This window comes from Sphaerisporangium sp. TRM90804, assembly GCF_029846175.1.
Classification (GTDB): Bacteria; Actinomycetota; Actinomycetes; order Streptosporangiales; family Streptosporangiaceae; genus Sphaerisporangium.
This window is the reverse complement of the sequence record NZ_JARWAC010000017.1, coordinates 242,262-256,869: the sequence shown is the minus strand read 5'-3', so window position 1 is coordinate 256,869 and position 14,608 is coordinate 242,262. Positions and strand designations below refer to the sequence as shown.

General features: G+C 72.4%; 12 protein-coding genes and 1 pseudogene. 6 read left to right on the top strand and 7 right to left on the bottom strand.

Annotated elements, in window-relative coordinates:
- Positions 1 to 110 precede the first annotated feature (110 nt).
- Positions 111 to 2,291 carry an MMPL family transporter gene (locus PYR91_RS23115; protein ID WP_279782692.1) on the bottom strand — a complete coding sequence of 727 codons (2,181 nt, stop codon included), beginning with the start codon at positions 2,289 to 2,291 and terminating at the stop codon, positions 111 to 113.
- A gap of 280 nt (positions 2,292 to 2,571) precedes the next feature.
- On the opposite strand from PYR91_RS23115, the gene PYR91_RS23110 reads away from it, so the two are divergent.
- Complete coding sequence (locus PYR91_RS23110; protein ID WP_279782691.1) at positions 2,572 to 3,198, top strand: MerR family transcriptional regulator; 627 nt, start codon at positions 2,572 to 2,574, stop codon at positions 3,196 to 3,198.
- Between the two features lie 156 nt (positions 3,199 to 3,354).
- Here the strand turns inward: PYR91_RS23110 and PYR91_RS23105 are convergent, their stop codons facing one another.
- The 3 genes from PYR91_RS23105 to PYR91_RS23095 form a co-directional block, all read right to left on the bottom strand.
- Positions 3,355 to 4,461, bottom strand: a complete 1,107-nt coding sequence (locus PYR91_RS23105) for a serine hydrolase (protein ID WP_279782689.1) — start codon at positions 4,459 to 4,461, stop codon at positions 3,355 to 3,357.
- 90 nt (positions 4,462 to 4,551) lie between these two features.
- Positions 4,552 to 5,553 (bottom strand): RNA polymerase subunit sigma-70, encoded by a 1,002-nt coding sequence (locus PYR91_RS23100; RefSeq protein WP_279782687.1) that lies wholly within the window; start codon positions 5,551 to 5,553, stop codon positions 4,552 to 4,554.
- A 10-nt stretch (positions 5,554 to 5,563) separates the two neighbouring features.
- Entirely contained in the window at positions 5,564 to 6,100 is a 537-nt protein-coding gene (locus tag PYR91_RS23095) for a CGNR zinc finger domain-containing protein (RefSeq protein ID WP_279782685.1), read from the bottom strand.
- 25 nt (positions 6,101 to 6,125) lie between these two features.
- Between PYR91_RS23095 and PYR91_RS23090 the strand changes: the two genes are divergently transcribed.
- Complete coding sequence (locus tag PYR91_RS23090; protein ID WP_279782683.1) at positions 6,126 to 6,293, top strand: hypothetical protein; 168 nt, start codon at positions 6,126 to 6,128, stop codon at positions 6,291 to 6,293.
- A gap of 134 nt (positions 6,294 to 6,427) precedes the next feature.
- A complete protein-coding gene (locus PYR91_RS23085; protein ID WP_279782681.1) occupies positions 6,428 to 7,006 on the top strand; it encodes a dihydrofolate reductase family protein in 579 nt (192 codons plus the stop codon).
- 59 nt (positions 7,007 to 7,065) lie between these two features.
- Here the strand turns inward: PYR91_RS23085 and PYR91_RS23080 are convergent, their stop codons facing one another.
- Entirely contained in the window at positions 7,066 to 7,737 is a 672-nt protein-coding gene (locus PYR91_RS23080; RefSeq protein WP_279782679.1) for a lytic polysaccharide monooxygenase, read from the bottom strand.
- 427 nt (positions 7,738 to 8,164) lie between these two features.
- On the opposite strand from PYR91_RS23080, the gene PYR91_RS23075 reads away from it, so the two are divergent.
- Positions 8,165 to 8,539, top strand: coding sequence for a VOC family protein (locus PYR91_RS23075; protein WP_279782677.1), 375 nt, complete (start codon positions 8,165 to 8,167; stop codon positions 8,537 to 8,539).
- Positions 8,540 to 8,619: 80 nt separating this feature from the next.
- On the opposite strand, the gene PYR91_RS23070 is transcribed toward PYR91_RS23075, so the two are convergent.
- On the bottom strand, positions 8,620 to 9,414 hold the full coding sequence (locus tag PYR91_RS23070; protein ID WP_279782676.1) for a F0F1 ATP synthase subunit A: 795 nt from the start codon (positions 9,412 to 9,414) through the stop codon (positions 8,620 to 8,622).
- A gap of 339 nt (positions 9,415 to 9,753) precedes the next feature.
- Between PYR91_RS23070 and PYR91_RS23065 the strand changes: the two are divergent.
- A pseudogene (locus PYR91_RS23065) lies at positions 9,754 to 9,870 on the top strand (DUF1232 domain-containing protein); the annotation flags it as partial.
- A 114-nt stretch (positions 9,871 to 9,984) separates the two neighbouring features.
- On the opposite strand, the gene PYR91_RS23060 reads toward PYR91_RS23065, so the two are convergent.
- Complete coding sequence (locus PYR91_RS23060; protein ID WP_279782674.1) at positions 9,985 to 10,953, bottom strand: helix-turn-helix domain-containing protein; 969 nt, start codon at positions 10,951 to 10,953, stop codon at positions 9,985 to 9,987.
- A gap of 166 nt (positions 10,954 to 11,119) precedes the next feature.
- Between PYR91_RS23060 and PYR91_RS23055 the strand changes: the two genes are divergently transcribed.
- Positions 11,120 to 14,554, top strand: a complete 3,435-nt coding sequence (locus PYR91_RS23055) for a S8 family serine peptidase (protein WP_279782672.1) — start codon at positions 11,120 to 11,122, stop codon at positions 14,552 to 14,554.
- The last annotated feature ends 54 nt before the right edge of the window (positions 14,555 to 14,608 follow it).

Genomic DNA, 14,608 nt, shown 5'->3' with positions numbered 1-14,608 from the left:
CCTTCGGTACCCCGGACAGGACTTCCCACGTTCGGCCGCCCGGGTCCCCGTCGCCGCGCCGAGCACGGCCCCGCCTTCGCCGCTCCGGCCTACGGCCGCGCCCCGTCCGGTCAGACCCTTACGGGGGGCTCCGGCAGGGGGACGGGGGCGGCGCCGTCGTCCTCGGGCATGCCGTGCCGCCGCCACCAGCGGGCCAGCGGGGCCGGCGCCCACCAGGCCCGGTGGCCGAGCAGCCGCATGGTCGCCGGCACCAGCAGGCCGCGCACGATCGTCACGTCGACCAGGAGTGCGATCACCACGCCGACGCCGATCATCTTCAGCACGGTGACGCCGGTGACGGCGAACGCCCCCACCACCACCCCGAGCAGCAGCGCCGCGGCGGTGATGATCCGGGCGGTGTGCCGGACGCCGAAGGCCACCGACTCCACCGGGTCGCCCGAGCGCAGGTAGTGCTCGCGGATCCTGGCCAGCATGAAGACCTCGTAGTCCATGGCCAGGCCGAAGCTGATCGCCGCGATCATGACGGGCATGTTCGCGTCCAGGAACCCCGGGGCCTGGAAGCCGAGCGGCCCGGAGAGCACGCCGTCCTGGAAGATCAGCACCATGGCGCCGAAGGCGGCCGACAGCGACAGCAGGTTCATGACCACCGTCTTGATCGGCAGCGTCACCGACCCGAAGGCCAGGAACAGCACCACGAACGTCACGACCGAGACGATCAGCAGCATCCACGGCAGCCCGTCACCGATCATGGTGAGCATGTCGGCGATGGCGGCGGGCCGGTTGGCGAACATCGCGGTGGCCCCGGCGGGCGGCGGCTCCGCGCGCAGCTTCGCGACCACGTCGCGGGCCTCCTGACCGTACGGGCTCATCGAGTAGCCGAGGCTGATGCGCGCCAGGTCGCCCCGGGTTCCGGTCACCTCCGCGCGGTCGACGCCCGCCACGCGCCCGAGGCGCCCGGCGAACTCCTCCAGGGCGGCCCGGGCCCGCGGCGTTCCGGCCTCGCCCGGCATGCGGACGACGACGCTGATCACCTTGGTGGGGTCGAGCGGGAACTCCTCGGCGAGCTGCCGGGTGACCACCACGCTGTCGGTGTCCGCGGGCAGCGCCCACTCCGCCGGCCGCGACCAGACGGCGCCGAGCAGCGGCAGCCCGAGCGCGACCAGCAGGGCCGTGATCCCCAGGGCCGCGGTGACCGGGCGGCGCATGACGGCGTGCGCGGTGCGGTACCAGCCGTCCCCCTCCGCGGCGCCCCGGCGGCGCGGGCGGGGCAGCGCGATCCGCAGGGAGTCGACGCGGCGGCCGGTCACCCGCAGCAGCGCGGGGAGCAGGGTCAGCGCGCTCACCACCGCGAACAGCACCACGCTGACGCCCGCGTAGGCCAGCGAGGTGAGGAACCGGGAGGGGAACACCAGCAGGCCGCCGAGCGTGACGGCGACGGTCACGCCGGAGATCGCCACCGTGCGGCCGGCGGTGGCGGTGGCCCGCACCACGGCGTCCTCGACGTCGCGGCCCGCCGCCAGCTCCTCGCGGAACCTGTTGACGATGAGCAGCGCGTAGTCGGTGGCCAGGCCCAGGCCGAGGATGACCACGACGTTGATCGCGGCCGTGGACAGGTCGACCAGCCCGCCCACCACCCGCAGCACGCTGAGCGAGCCGACCGCGACCACGACGGCGACCGCGAGCGGCAGCGCCGCCGCGACGACGCCGCGGAACACCAGCAGCAGCAGGATGATCAGCAGCGGGAACGAGAGCAGCTCGGCGCGGGCGAGGTCGCGGTTGCTGATCTCGTTGAACTGCTGCCCGACGGCCGCGAGGCCGCCGAACCGCTCGGTGAGGCCCGGCGCGTCGAGCGGGCCCCTGATCCGCTCGTACACGGCGGCCTGTTCCTCCTCGGTCGTGCCCGGGAGCTGGAGGGAGACGTAGGTTTTGCGCCGGTCGGCGGAGACGTGGTCGGCCGAGCCGGTGGACCAGTAGGTCCGCATCCAGGTGTAGGCGTCCTCGGGAACCCGGGCCGCGGCCTGCTCGACCTGCCGCCGGAAGCTCGGGTCGTCCACGGTGAGCCCCGCGCCCTCGTACACGACGACCACGTCGGCGACATGCCGCCCGAGCGTGCCGGCCAGCAGCCGGTTGGCCTCGGCCGACTCGCCGTGCGGATTGTCCAGGCCCGCGCCGCCGCCGAGCACTCCCCCGGCCCCCGACCCCCACACCCCGCCGAGCACGACGAACAAGACGGCGCCGGCGAACACCCACAGCCGCCGCCTGACCATGAACCGACCGATCGTGGTGAACACCGCTGCCCTTTCGCCGGAGTGACGTGCGACTGATAGTAGAACTCTCCACTATCCATATTCAAGGGATCGCGGGTGAACGCGAGAGGATGGACGGGCGGGCACACCCGGCCCGGCGGCAGGACGGTCCGGCGCCTTCCCGGGCGGGCGGCCTCGCCGGCGGGCGCGAACGACCTTGGCGGGCACGCCCGGCCAGGCGGCAAGATGAACGGGACCACCGGGCGCGGTTCCGGGCCGGCGGACGGCCTCGTCACCGGCCGCGAGAGGACCTTGAGGAGACGCATTGCGGATCGCCGAGCTGAGCCGGCGTGCGGACATGCCCGTGCCGACGATCAAGTACTACCTGCGCGAGGGCCTGCTGTCCCCCGGCGAGCGCACCAGCCACAACCAGGCGCGGTACGCCGAGGCGCACGTCCGCCGCCTGAAGCTGGTCAAGGCCCTCATCGAGGTCGGCGGCCTCAGCGTCGCGGCCACCCGCGAGGTGCTCGCCAAGATGGACGAGCCCGGCATGAGCACCCTGGACTCCGCCGGCAAGGCCCAGTTCGCCATGACCCCCGCCCGCCCCGCGGTCGAGGACGACGCCTGGCGGGCCGCCGCCCGGGAGACCGAGGCCCTGATCGACCGGCAGGGCTGGCGGGTCAGAGCCACCAACCCCGCCCGCCGAACCCTCACCTCCGCCCTGGCCACCCTCTACCGCCTCGACCAGACCACCCAGCTCCAGCTCCTGGACTCCTACGCCGAAGCCGCCCACCGTCTGGCCCAGGCCGACCTCACCCTCCTGGTCCGCGAGCCCGACCCCGACGCCCTCCTGGAGACCTCCGTGATCTGGACGGCCCTCGGCGACCTGGTCTTCAGCGCCCTCCGCCGCCTAGCCCACGAACACATCGCCAACGACCAACCGAAGACCTAGGCGCGTTGCACCTCCCCCGGTCGGCGGGGTCGGTGACGAGTGCCTTTCGTCAACCGAAGGCGACCGCCTGCGCGACGGCGAGAGGCGGCCGGGTGAGGGCCGCCTTGAGAAGGGCGCGCCGAAGGCGCCATTCCAGGGGACGGCGGCCGGTTCGTGTCAGGGCTGGAGGAGGACGAGGCTCGCGATGCGTTCCACGGTCTGGAACTCGCCGGACGAGGCGCGGTTCTTGGTGATGCCGACGCTGTAGCCGGTGGCGGTGTCGGCGAAGGCGGCGGTGCCGCCGCTGCCGACCATGCCGAAGACCGTGGGGGCGGCGACCGCCTCCGTCAGGCCGATCGTGTAGCCGAGACCGAAGGTCCCGGTGGTGCCGGTGACCTCGTCCACGCCGGTCACCTGCGGCGACGACAGTTCGCGCAGCCGCTCGGGTGAGACGAGCGCGCCGTTCAGCAGCGCGTCGTACATGCGGGCCACGGCGCGGGCGGTCAGGGTGGCGCCGGCGGGGATGTCGGAGGTCAGCACGTCGGGGCGGTTGCTGAACGCCGCGTCCGGCAGCGCCGCGAGGGGCGCGGCGGTGTAGCCGTCGACGACCCGGAAGAACGGGATCGCGGCCAGCATCTCGGCGGGCAGCTCCATCGGCGGCCCGGCGTCCTCGATCGTGGCGAGCCGGCCGAGCTCCGGCGCGGGGACGCCGAAAAACATCTCGTCGGCCACGCCGAGCGGCCCGGCCACGTCCTCGCGCAGCACCTGCGAGACGCGCCGGCCCGTGACCCGGCGCACGACCTCGCCGAGGATGTAGCCCCAGGTCTGCGGGTGGTAGCCGAACCGCGTCCCCGGCTCCCACCAGGGCGCCGCGGCGGCGATCGCGGCGCACATGCCGTCCCAGTCGCACAGGTCCTCAGGCGTGGTGCCGACCGGCACCCCGGGCACTCCGGTCTGGTGCGTCAGGGCGTGCCGCAGCGTCGCCTTGCCCTTGCCGTGCGCGGCGAACTCCGGCCACACGTCCGCGATCGGGGTGTCGTAGTCGAGCACGCCCCGCTCGGCCAGCACGTGAACGACGGTCGCGGTCACGCCCTTGCCCGTCGAGGTGCTGTACACCGGGGTGGCGGAGGTGAACGGGCGGCCGGTGGCCGGGTCGGCGAGCCCCGCGACCGCGTCGACGACCTGCTCGCCGTGCCGGTAGACGGCCACCTGCACGCCGCGCTCGGCCCCCGACTCCACCAGCTCGTCGACGACGGCCTGCACGTCCTTCTGAAGATCAGCCATGGTGTTCCCTCTCTCTCAGCGGCTCTCCCTCATAAGACGAGAGCCGCGCGGAAAAGGAATCGGTACGACCTCAGGCCATGTGTCCGCGGGTCAGAGCGACTCGGGCAGGCCGAACTCGCGGAAGACGCCGTCCCCGTACGTGGTGATCTGCGTCACAAGCCCGCCCTCGACGCTCAGCACCGCCAGCCAGGAGGGCCGGAAGCCGGTCTCGCCGGGCTTGCGCAGGTACGCGGCCGCCGCCGGCTGGCGGTTGGCCCGGGTGGGGACGACCCGCCAGTCGCCCCATGCCTCCGGCCCCACCATGGCGGGCGTCCACGCCGAGATGAACGCGTCGCGTCCCTGCAGCCAGATCGGCTGCGGCGGCATCGCCTGCCACACGTCGGCACGCAGCACTGTGACCAGGATGCCCGGATCGGCCCGCTCGATGGCGTCGATGTAGCGCTGCAGGACGGCCCGCTCCTGCGCCGTCGGCTCCGAGGACGCCGCCCAGTCGAGCCGCCGCGCGGGGAGATGCCGCCTCACCGTGGGCCTGGCCCGCTGCAGCGCGCTCTTCACTGCGGCGACGGTCAGCTCCAGCGACTCGGCGGTCTCCTGGGCCGACCAGCCGAGCACGTCGCGCAGGATCAGCACCGCGCGCTGGCGGGGCGGCAGGTGCTGGATGGCGACGAGGAAGGCCAGCTCGATCGTCTCGCGGTCGATCACCGCGTCGGCGGCGTCCAGCGACGCGTCGGGGTACGGCTGGACCCACGGCACCACGTCCGAGAGCGGCGGGTCGAGCCCCGGGTCGGCCACGACCGGCGCCGTGCGCGGCAACGGCTGCCGGGGGTGCGCCCTGAGGTGGTCCAGGCACGCGTTGGTGGCGATGCGGTACAGCCACGGACGCAGGCCGTCCTCGCCGCGCAGGGTGTCGCGACGGCGCCAGGCCCGCAGGAACGTCTCCTGCACCAGGTCCTCGGCCTCGTCGAAGGAGCCGAGCATGCGATAGCAGTGCACGTGCAGCGCCCGCCGGTGCTGCTCGACGAGCCGCCCGAACCCCTCCACGGCCACCGCCGGCCCCGGAGCCGCCTCGCCCGATCGGCCGATGTCCGCCATGCCGGGAATCCTAGCGATCCGGCGGGCGGGCGGAGGCGGCCGCGCGGTGGCGGCGTACGGCGTCGCGGTTGGCGCAGCGCGGGGAGCAGTATCGCTGCCGGCCGTTGCGGGAGACGTCGGCGTAGATCAGGTCGCACCCGTCGGCGGCGCAGCGCCCGAGCCTGCGCATCCCACGCCCCACCAGGTGCAGGGCCGTCCCCACGCAGATCACCGAGGTGAGCACCCCGGCCAGCGACTGCCGGTCGTCGCGGTAGTGCAGGTGCCAGCCGTCCCCCGCGTGGTCGGTGAGCCGCGGGAACGCCGAGGCCGACGCCAGCATGCGGTTCAGCAGCTCGGCGCGCTCGGCGTCGTCGCCGGAGTCGACCAGCTCCCGCCAGTCGCGCAGCACCGCCAGCGTGCGGGCGAGGTCCTCCTCCCGGACGGGGAAGTCGACGAGCAGCCCCGCCTCGACGGACCTGCGGGTGAGCTCCTCGACACCGGCCGGCGGCCGGTTCGCCAGATCGGCGGCGAACACCACCGCGTCCTCGCCGTAAGGGTTGAGGTGCACAATGCCATTACAGCACGCTGGATCCATGACTCGCGAACATCCCCACGTCTGGACGGAACTCTCCCGGCACCGCACCTCGCAGGGCGTGGTCGTCTACCGCCACTGCCACTGCCGCACCTGGCAGGTGGTCATCGAGCAGGGCCACCGGCAGCCGGAGGTGGCGCGCGTTCCGCCAGGCACTCCTGCGATCTAGCGCCCGGGGCGGCCGGCGAGCCAGCGGGCTCCCGATTCGTCGCGGCGGCCCGATTCGTCGCGGCGGCCGGTTCTGTCGGCGGCGGTGAGTAGGCTTCCGCGAAACCTCGACGTGGATGGCGGGTGAAGACCTCGATGAGAAAAGTCGTGTTGATGATGTCGGTGTCCCTCGACGGCTTCTTCGAGGGGCCCGACCGCCGCATCGACTGGCACCTGGTCGACGAGGAGCTGCACAGCCACTTCAACGAGCGGCTGAAGGCGATGGGCGCGTTCCTGGACGGGCGCGTCAGCCACGAGCTCATGGCCGAGTACTGGCCGACCGCCGACGAAGACCCCGCCAACGCCGGCCCGGTGGCGGAGTTCGCCCGCATCTGGCGCGACATGCCGAAGATCGTGTTCTCCCGCACGCTGGAGCACGCCGACTGGAACACCACGATCAGACGGGAGGTCGTCGTCGAGGAGATCCTGGAGCTCAAGGCACGGCCCGGCGGTGACCTGGCGCTCGGTGGCGCCGATCTCGCCGCGACGTTCATGCGCCACGACCTCGTCGACGACTACTACCTCTACGTCCACCCGGTGGTCGTCGGCGGGGGCAGGCGCCTGTTCCCGGCCTCGGAGTCGGAGGTCCGGTTCCGGCTCGCCGAGACCCGCACCTTCGGAAACGGCGTCGTCCTTCTTCACTACGAGCGCCCCGAGGCGGCCTCACCGAGGTGACGACGCGAAGCCGGCGGCGCCGTTGTGGCGCCGCCGGCGGGGGTCGTGCGAGATCGGGATCAGGTGAAGTTCACGTCACTGCAGATGTAGTACGCCTGGTCCATGTGCGAGGCCTGCCAGATGGTGTACACGATGTGGCGGCCGCTGCGCCCGGGGGCGCTGGCGTTGATCGAGATGTTCTGGGCCGGGGCGTAGCGGCCGGTGGTCTGGACGAGCTCCAGGTTGCTCCAGGTGAGCGGCTGGGTGAGTGCGTTGAAGCCCTGGCGGGTGACGTAGACGCGGAAGTAGTCGGCTCCGTGGCTCGCCTGGTCGTACAGCCGCAGCGTGAAGTTGCTGCTGATGTTGGTCGTCTTCCACGCGCCCACGGCGTCCATGGCGTTGTAACGGCCGCCTTCTGCGCGCCCGCCGCTGCACAGCTGCCCGTTGGGCACCTGGCCCTGGTGGTTGCCGCCGACGCCGTTGCGGTAGAGGCCGTTCCAGTTCCACATGGCGTTGGCGTTGGCGCGCCACGCCTGCCAGCACATCGGGTCCTGCTGCTCCATGGCCGGGTTCAGGTGGTCGTTGCCCCACCGCTGGTGGCAGCCGTAGACGCGCGACGCCGGGTCGATGATCGACCCGTGGGCGGAGGCGACGTCGACCCAGGGGACCATGACGAGCACGGCCGCGGACATCATGACGAGCAGTGTGCGTACCACCCCATGGGGGGTCTTGGCGCGATCGATGAGCTGCATCTGCGATCTCCGTCTTGAGGGCTGAGGGGGGTTTCCGACAATTGGGAGCGCTCCCATGTTGCGGCGATGTTACCTGACACGATTCGGTGGCGAAACCTTACGCAAGAAAGTTGAAACTTTCATCCCGTCGTGCCACGGAAAGCGCCCCGCACCCGAATGGCGCTATGTAATCGCAGGTCAGAATGGGTGAACGTGCCGCGGACGCCCCCGGAGCGGCGCGAGGGACTCACCTTACGGGCCTTGTCAGAGGCACGCGGCGCCGCGCTCGCGACGCCCTGAAAGCGCCGGGCGGTCCGAAAGTTTCCAGCGCCGGCGCCGCGTCACCGGTGCGCCGGTGGACGCGGCCCGCTCCCCCACCTGGCCCGCGACGGCGCCCGGCGCGCATCGTCCGGCGGACCGGAGCGGCCGAGCCTCCATAATGACGGCCATGGCATCTCTCGTACGACATGTAACGGTCGACTGCGCGGACGCGTATCGGCTCGCCACCTTCTGGGCCGGCGTGCTGGACGCCTCCCTCGCCGACGACGACAACCCGGGCGACCCCGAGGCGCTGGTCGAGACGTCGAGCGTCAAGCTGCTGTTCGTCACCGTCCCGGAGCCCAAGACGGTCAAGAACCGCGTCCACCTCGACCTGCAGCCCCGCGACCGCACCAGGGACGAGGAGGTCAAGCGGCTTCTCGCGCTGGGCGCCACGCTCGTGGCCGACCACCGGCGCCCCGACGGCCGGGGATGGGTGACGCTCGCCGACATCGAGGGCAACGAGTTCTGCGTCGAGTTGAGCGAGGCCGAGCGGTCGGGCTGACCCCTCGCGCCCCGGCCGAGGCCTCCCGTACCCCGTGACGACGGGGTACGGGAACCCCCGGCCGAAGCGCGGACGCGGCGCTAGTGCGAGCCCTCCAGCCCGCTGGCGATAAACATCGCGGCGAGCATGGCGAACAGGAACGCCTGCAGGAACTGGATGAACATCTCGAACGCGGTCATCAGGATCGTCATCAGCACGCCGACGACGCCGACGCCCAGGCCGAGCGGGCTGAGTCTCTCGAACACGAACCAGAAGCCGACCGAGCTGAAGAAGGCCAGGATGAGGTGGCCGGCGAACATGTTCGCGAACAGCCGGACGAAGTGCGTGAACAGCGAGTTGATGAAGACCTCGGCGAGGATCAGCGGGGCGTAGAGCGCGTAGGCCCAGCCCGGCAGCCCGGGCAGGTGCACGATGCCCTTCAGGTAGCCGACCACACCGTGGTGCCTGACCCCCAGATACAGCTTCAGGACGTACACGCTGATCGCCAGCACGAGCGGAAAGGAGATGCGCGCGGCGACGGGGAACTGGATGACCGGGATGACGCCCATCAGGTTCCAGACCAGCACGATCAGGAAGACGCTGAAGAGGAATCCCATCCACCGGTCGGCGTCCTTGCCGAGCGTCGGCCTGGCGACCTGCTCGCGGACGAAGACGTAGGCGAGTTCGCCGACGCCCTGCCACCCGCGTGGCACGAGCTTCGGCCTGGCGAACGCGGCCCACACCAGGCCGATGACGATGACCGAGCCGAGCAGGGCGATCAGCACGGGTTTGGTGAGCCATTGGGGCCCACCGGGAAAGATCGGCGCGACATCGAAGAGTTCGAGTCCCGGCGCCTGGAACGTGTCGGGAGAGGTGATCAGGATCGTCGTCCTCACGGCGGTCCCTTCTGGGTAACGATCTACGCTGGAAAATCACCCTAACTGGCTATATCGGACAGCCTTTATGCGGGTTTTATCCGCCGAACAGCTCGCCGGAGCACGCGGGCGCTCTACGCTTCGCGGTGGAAGGACATGCCGTCAGGACGGATCCGCTGTATGCGTGACTGGCTCATCGCGGCGGGCGTGGCCGCCGTCTGCGTCCTGGCGAGCTGGGCCGTGCTCGTGCTGCTCGCCCGCCGCCTGCCGCCCGGCGTCCTGCGCGATCTGGCGGCGTTCATCCCCGACTGCGTGACCACCGTGCGCCGGCTGCGCGGGGACGACCGGGTGCCGCGGGCGGCGAAGATCGCCATCGTGCTCGCCGGGCTGTGGGTGCTCAGCCCCGTCGACCTGATCCCGGAGTTCATGCCGGTGATCGGCCCGCTCGACGACGTCGTCGTCGTCGCGCTGGCCCTGCGCTACGCCGCCCGGCGGGTGCCGCGCGCCGTGCTGCTGGAGGCGTGGCCCGGCGAGACCCGCGTCTTGGAGCGGCTGCTCGGCCCGGCGCCCCGGCCGTAGCGGCGGCCCCGGTCAGATCCAGCCGCGCCGGGTCGCCTCCATCGCGATCTGAAACCGGGTGCGCGCCCCGACGCGCCGCATGAGCTTGGTGACGTGGCGCTGAACGGTGCGCTCGCTCCAGCCGAGTGCGCGGCCGGCCGCCTTGTCGGTGGCGCCCGCCGCCAGCAGCGTCAGCAGCCTCGTCTCCTCCTCCGAGAGCGCCTCCGCGTCGGGCGAGGTGAGCTGGACCGGGACGCTGCGCGCCCAGACCGCTTCGAACAGGGCGACCAGCGCGTCCAGCAGCGGCGAGGGGTGGATCAGGTAGGACGCCGTGACGACGTCGTCGCCGGGCCGCAGCAACGGGATGATGGCCAGCCGATCGTCGGAGATCGCCAGCTTCATCGGCAGGTCGGGGGCGATCCTCGCCTGCTCCCCCTGCCGCATGCCGACCGTGACGTCGTCCAGCCAGCCGGGAAGCTCCAGCGCGGTCCTGTCGTAGATCACCCGATACTTCACGCCCCGCTTCAACAGCGCCAGCTCGACGTGGTTGGACTCGGTGTGCCCCTGCCGGGCGGCGTAGGGCGGCAGGTCGAACCCGCGCATCTGGGCGTGGGTGTTCTGCTGCATCTGCACCCAGCGGTGGTTCACCTCGTCGCGCCCGGAGACCACCTCGATCAGCTCGCCCGGATGGGCGAACCGGGTGCCGGCGCGGTACATCTTCATCAGCGTGCGCACGTGCAGGCGCACGTCGCGCAGCCCGGCCTCGCGTTCGCGCAGGACGGCCTCCAGCCCGCTGTCCGGCGCCACGGCGACGTAGCGGACGGGGCGCCCGGTCGAGCGGGTGGCCAGGCCCAGTTCGACCAGCGAGCGCAACGTCCTTCGCGCGGCCGACGCCGGGAGGTGGCAGTCGTGGACGAGCTCGGTGAGCGTCGCCTGCGTCCTGCGCACCAGGGCGTCGTACACCGCCTCGTCCTGCTGGCTCAGCCCGATCGCCTCAAGCAAGCCTGTCCTCCTCGCGGGCACGGTGACCGTCCGTGACCGGACGATGCTTTCCGGCTGTCGTATTCACGTCACCTGACATGAACTCGCCGTCGGCTCAGCTTGTCAGCCGACGACGGCTGATGCCAGCGTTCAAGAGCACAACAGCCTGATCGAAGGAGCCCCTCCCATGTCGACGTCCGCCCCGCGCCCACGCGGGCAACGCCGGTTGATCGCAACGCTGGCCGCCTTCGGAATGCTGACCGTGATGCTGCAGGCGAGCCCCGCGACGGCGGAGCGCCCGGCCGCGGAACCGGCCCCGCCCGGCAAGATCGCCCCGGAGCTGGCCGACCGTCTGAAGAACGCGCGAGCGGGCGCCGACGCGCGGTTCGAGGCCGTCGTCGTGCTCGGCCCCGGCCTCAGCTCTCCGGCGGCCCGCTCCGGCGAGGTGAGGACGGCCCTGGCCGAGGGCGCCAGGACAGCGCAGGCCCCCGTCGTCGAACTGGTCGAGTCGCACGGCGACCAGGTGCTCAACACCTTCTGGATCAAGAACATGGTCCTGGTCCGGGCCAAGCCCGCCACCCTTGAGGCGCTGGCGGCGCTCGCCCTGGTCGACCGGGTCATCCCCAACTTCACGCTCACGGCCCCGCCCGCGCCGCCCGCGAAGCCGGGCCCGGCCGCGACGGCCGGCGATTCGGCGTGGGGCGTCGCGAAGATCGGCGCCGACCGGGTGCTCAGCGAGCGCGGGCTGACCGGTGACGGCGTGCGCGTGGCGGTTCTCGACACCGGCGTCGACATCGCCCACCCCGACCTCGCCGGGAAGCTGGCCACCGACGACGCGTCGGACCCGGCCCACCCCGGCGGCTGGATCGAGTTCGGCGCGGACGGCAGGCCGGTGGCCTCCGTGCCGCACGACAGCAGCTACCACGGCACGCACGTGGCCGGCACGATCGCCGGCGGGGACGCGTCCGGCACGCGCATCGGCGTCGCGCCCGGCGTCGACCTGATGGCCGGCCTGGTCATCCCGGGCGGCGACGGGACGTTCGCCCAGGTGGTCGCCGGCATGCAGTGGGCGATCGCGCCGTACGCCGCCGACGGCGCCCCGGCCGGGCGGCCCGCCGACGTCGTCAGCATGTCGCTGGGCTCGGAGGGCTACTCCGACGAGATGATCGAACCGGCCAGGAACATCTACCTGGCCGGCTCCTTCCCGTCGTTCGCCATCGGCAACGAGTGCCTCGAAGGCGGCTCGGGCAGCCCCGGGAACGTCTACGAGGCCGTGGCCGTCGGCGCCACCGACCTCGACGACGACGTGCCGGACTTCTCCTGCGGCGGCGTGGTCAAGCGGGCCGACTGGGTCGACGCGCCCGGCGACTGGCCCGACTCCTACGTTGTCCCCGACGTCTCGGCGCCCGGCGTGGACGTGGTCTCGGCCCTGCCCGGCGGCGAGTACGGCGCGCTGAGCGGCACCTCGATGGCCACCCCGCACGTCTCCGGCACGGTCGCGCTGATGCTGCAGGCCCGCCCCGGTCTCGGCGTCGACGAGACGCTGGACATCCTGGCCGGCACGTCCTTCTCCGACGACCGCTACGGGCAGCGCCCGAACACGCGCTTCGGCGCGGGACGGATCGACGCGTACGCCGCCGTGGCCGAGGCGGCCCTCGCCAGTGGCGTCCGGGGCACCGTCACCGACGCCCGGACCCGCGAGCCGCTCGCCGGGGTGACGGTCGTCCGCACCGGCGGACGCACCGTGCGGACCGACGGGCAGGGCCGCTTCGAGATGCGGCTCGCCCCCGGCGCCCACGACCTGACGCTGTCCCGGTTCGGCTACCGGCAGCAGCCGGTCCGCATGCGCGTCGTGGCCGACCGCTTCTCCGACGTCCGCGTCCCGATGGAGCGGACCCGGTGGGGCACGATCTCCGGGCGGGTGGTCTACGGCCCGACCGGCTCGACGGTGCCGGGCGCGACGGTCACGGTGCTCGACGTCCCCGACCGCCTGACGGCGACGACCGGCCTCGACGGCCGGTACACCATCCGCGACGTGCCCGAGGGCGACCACCGCATCGCCGCGAACGCCCCCGGCGTGTCGAGGTCGGCCCCCAAGCAGGTCAGCGTGCGCGCGACGAAGTGGCACGGTCAGGGCGACCTCACCCTGCCCCGGCCGCCGGCCACCCAGCGCGTCTCGCTGACGTCCGCCGGCAGGCAGGCCACCGGCGACGCCTGGTGGCCCAGGCTCAGCGGCGACGCCGGCGTCGTGACGTTCGCCAGCATGGCGTCCGACTTCGTCGACGACGACACCAACGGCGAGCTCGACATCTTCGTGACCGACCTGAACACCCGCTCGACCGAGCGCGTCTCGGTGAGCTCCGACGGCGCCCAGGCCGACAGCTTCTCGCTGACGCCGACCCTCAGCGCCGACGGGCGCCACGTCGGCTTCAGCAGCGGGGCCACCAACCTGGTGCCCGGCGACACCAACGCCCAGACCGACGCCTTCGCGCACGACCGCCAGACCGGGAAGACCGAGCGGCTCTCGGTGGCCTCCGACGGCACCCAGGCGGACGGCCTCACCTCACAACCCTCTTTCAGCGCCGACGGCGGCCTCGCCGTCTTCAACAGCGACGCCGCCAACCTGGTGCCCGGGGACACCAACGGCCGCACCGACGTCTTCGTCCGCGACCGCGGCACAGGGCGGACCGAGCGCGTCTCGGTCGGGGCGGACGGCGCGCAGGGCGAAGGCAACTCGCGCGAGCAGTCGATCAGCGCCGACGGCCGTTACGTCGCCTTCCAGAGCGACGCCCCCAACCTCGTGGCGGCAGACGCCAACGGGCACGTCGACGTCTTCGTGCGCGACCGACAGACCGGGAGCACCGAGCTGATCCCGGCGCCGGCCGACACCGAGGCGAGTGGGCCGGTGATCAGCGCCGACGGGCAGACGGTGGCCTTCACCACCAGTGGCGTCACCGGCTTCCAGATCTACGTCCACGACCGGCGGACCGGCGTTAGCACGCTGGCCTCGGCGGCCGCGGACGGAAGCCGGGCGAACGACATGTCCTTCGCCCCCTCCCTCAGCGCCGACGGGCGGACGGTGGCGTTCTACAGCTACGCCACCAACCTCGCCGGCCCCGACACCAACGGGCGGACCGACGCGTTCGTCCGCGACCTGGAGACCGGCACCACCACCCGCGTCTCGGCGGGCCCGGAGTCCGCCGAGGGCGACGGCTCGACCGAGCTGCCCTCCCTCAGCGCCGACGGCCGCTTCGTCGCCTTCCAGAGCACCTCGGCAAACCTGGCGCTCGACGACACCAACCGCAGGTCGGACATCTTCCTGCACGACCGCGCCCCCACCGCCGAGCCCCGCTTCGCCCTGTCCGGCCTCGAAGTGACCCCGGCGAAGGCCCGCCCGGGCCGCCCCGTCCGGATCACCGCGTGGCTGAAGAACGTGGGCGAGAAGGCCGGCGAGCACGACGCCGTCCTGCGGGTGGACGGGGGGGTCGAGACCCGGCGTACCGTGCGGGTCCGCGCTGGCGGGACGGCGCGCCTGTCCTTCGAGGTGCGCCGGAACGAGGCGGGCACGTACACCGTCGGCCTCGGGCACCTGACCGGAGGCTTCACGGTCGCCAAGCGGTGACCAGAATCCGGCCGTGAGCACGGCGAAGAGGGGCGGAGTCGTCTCCGCCCCTCT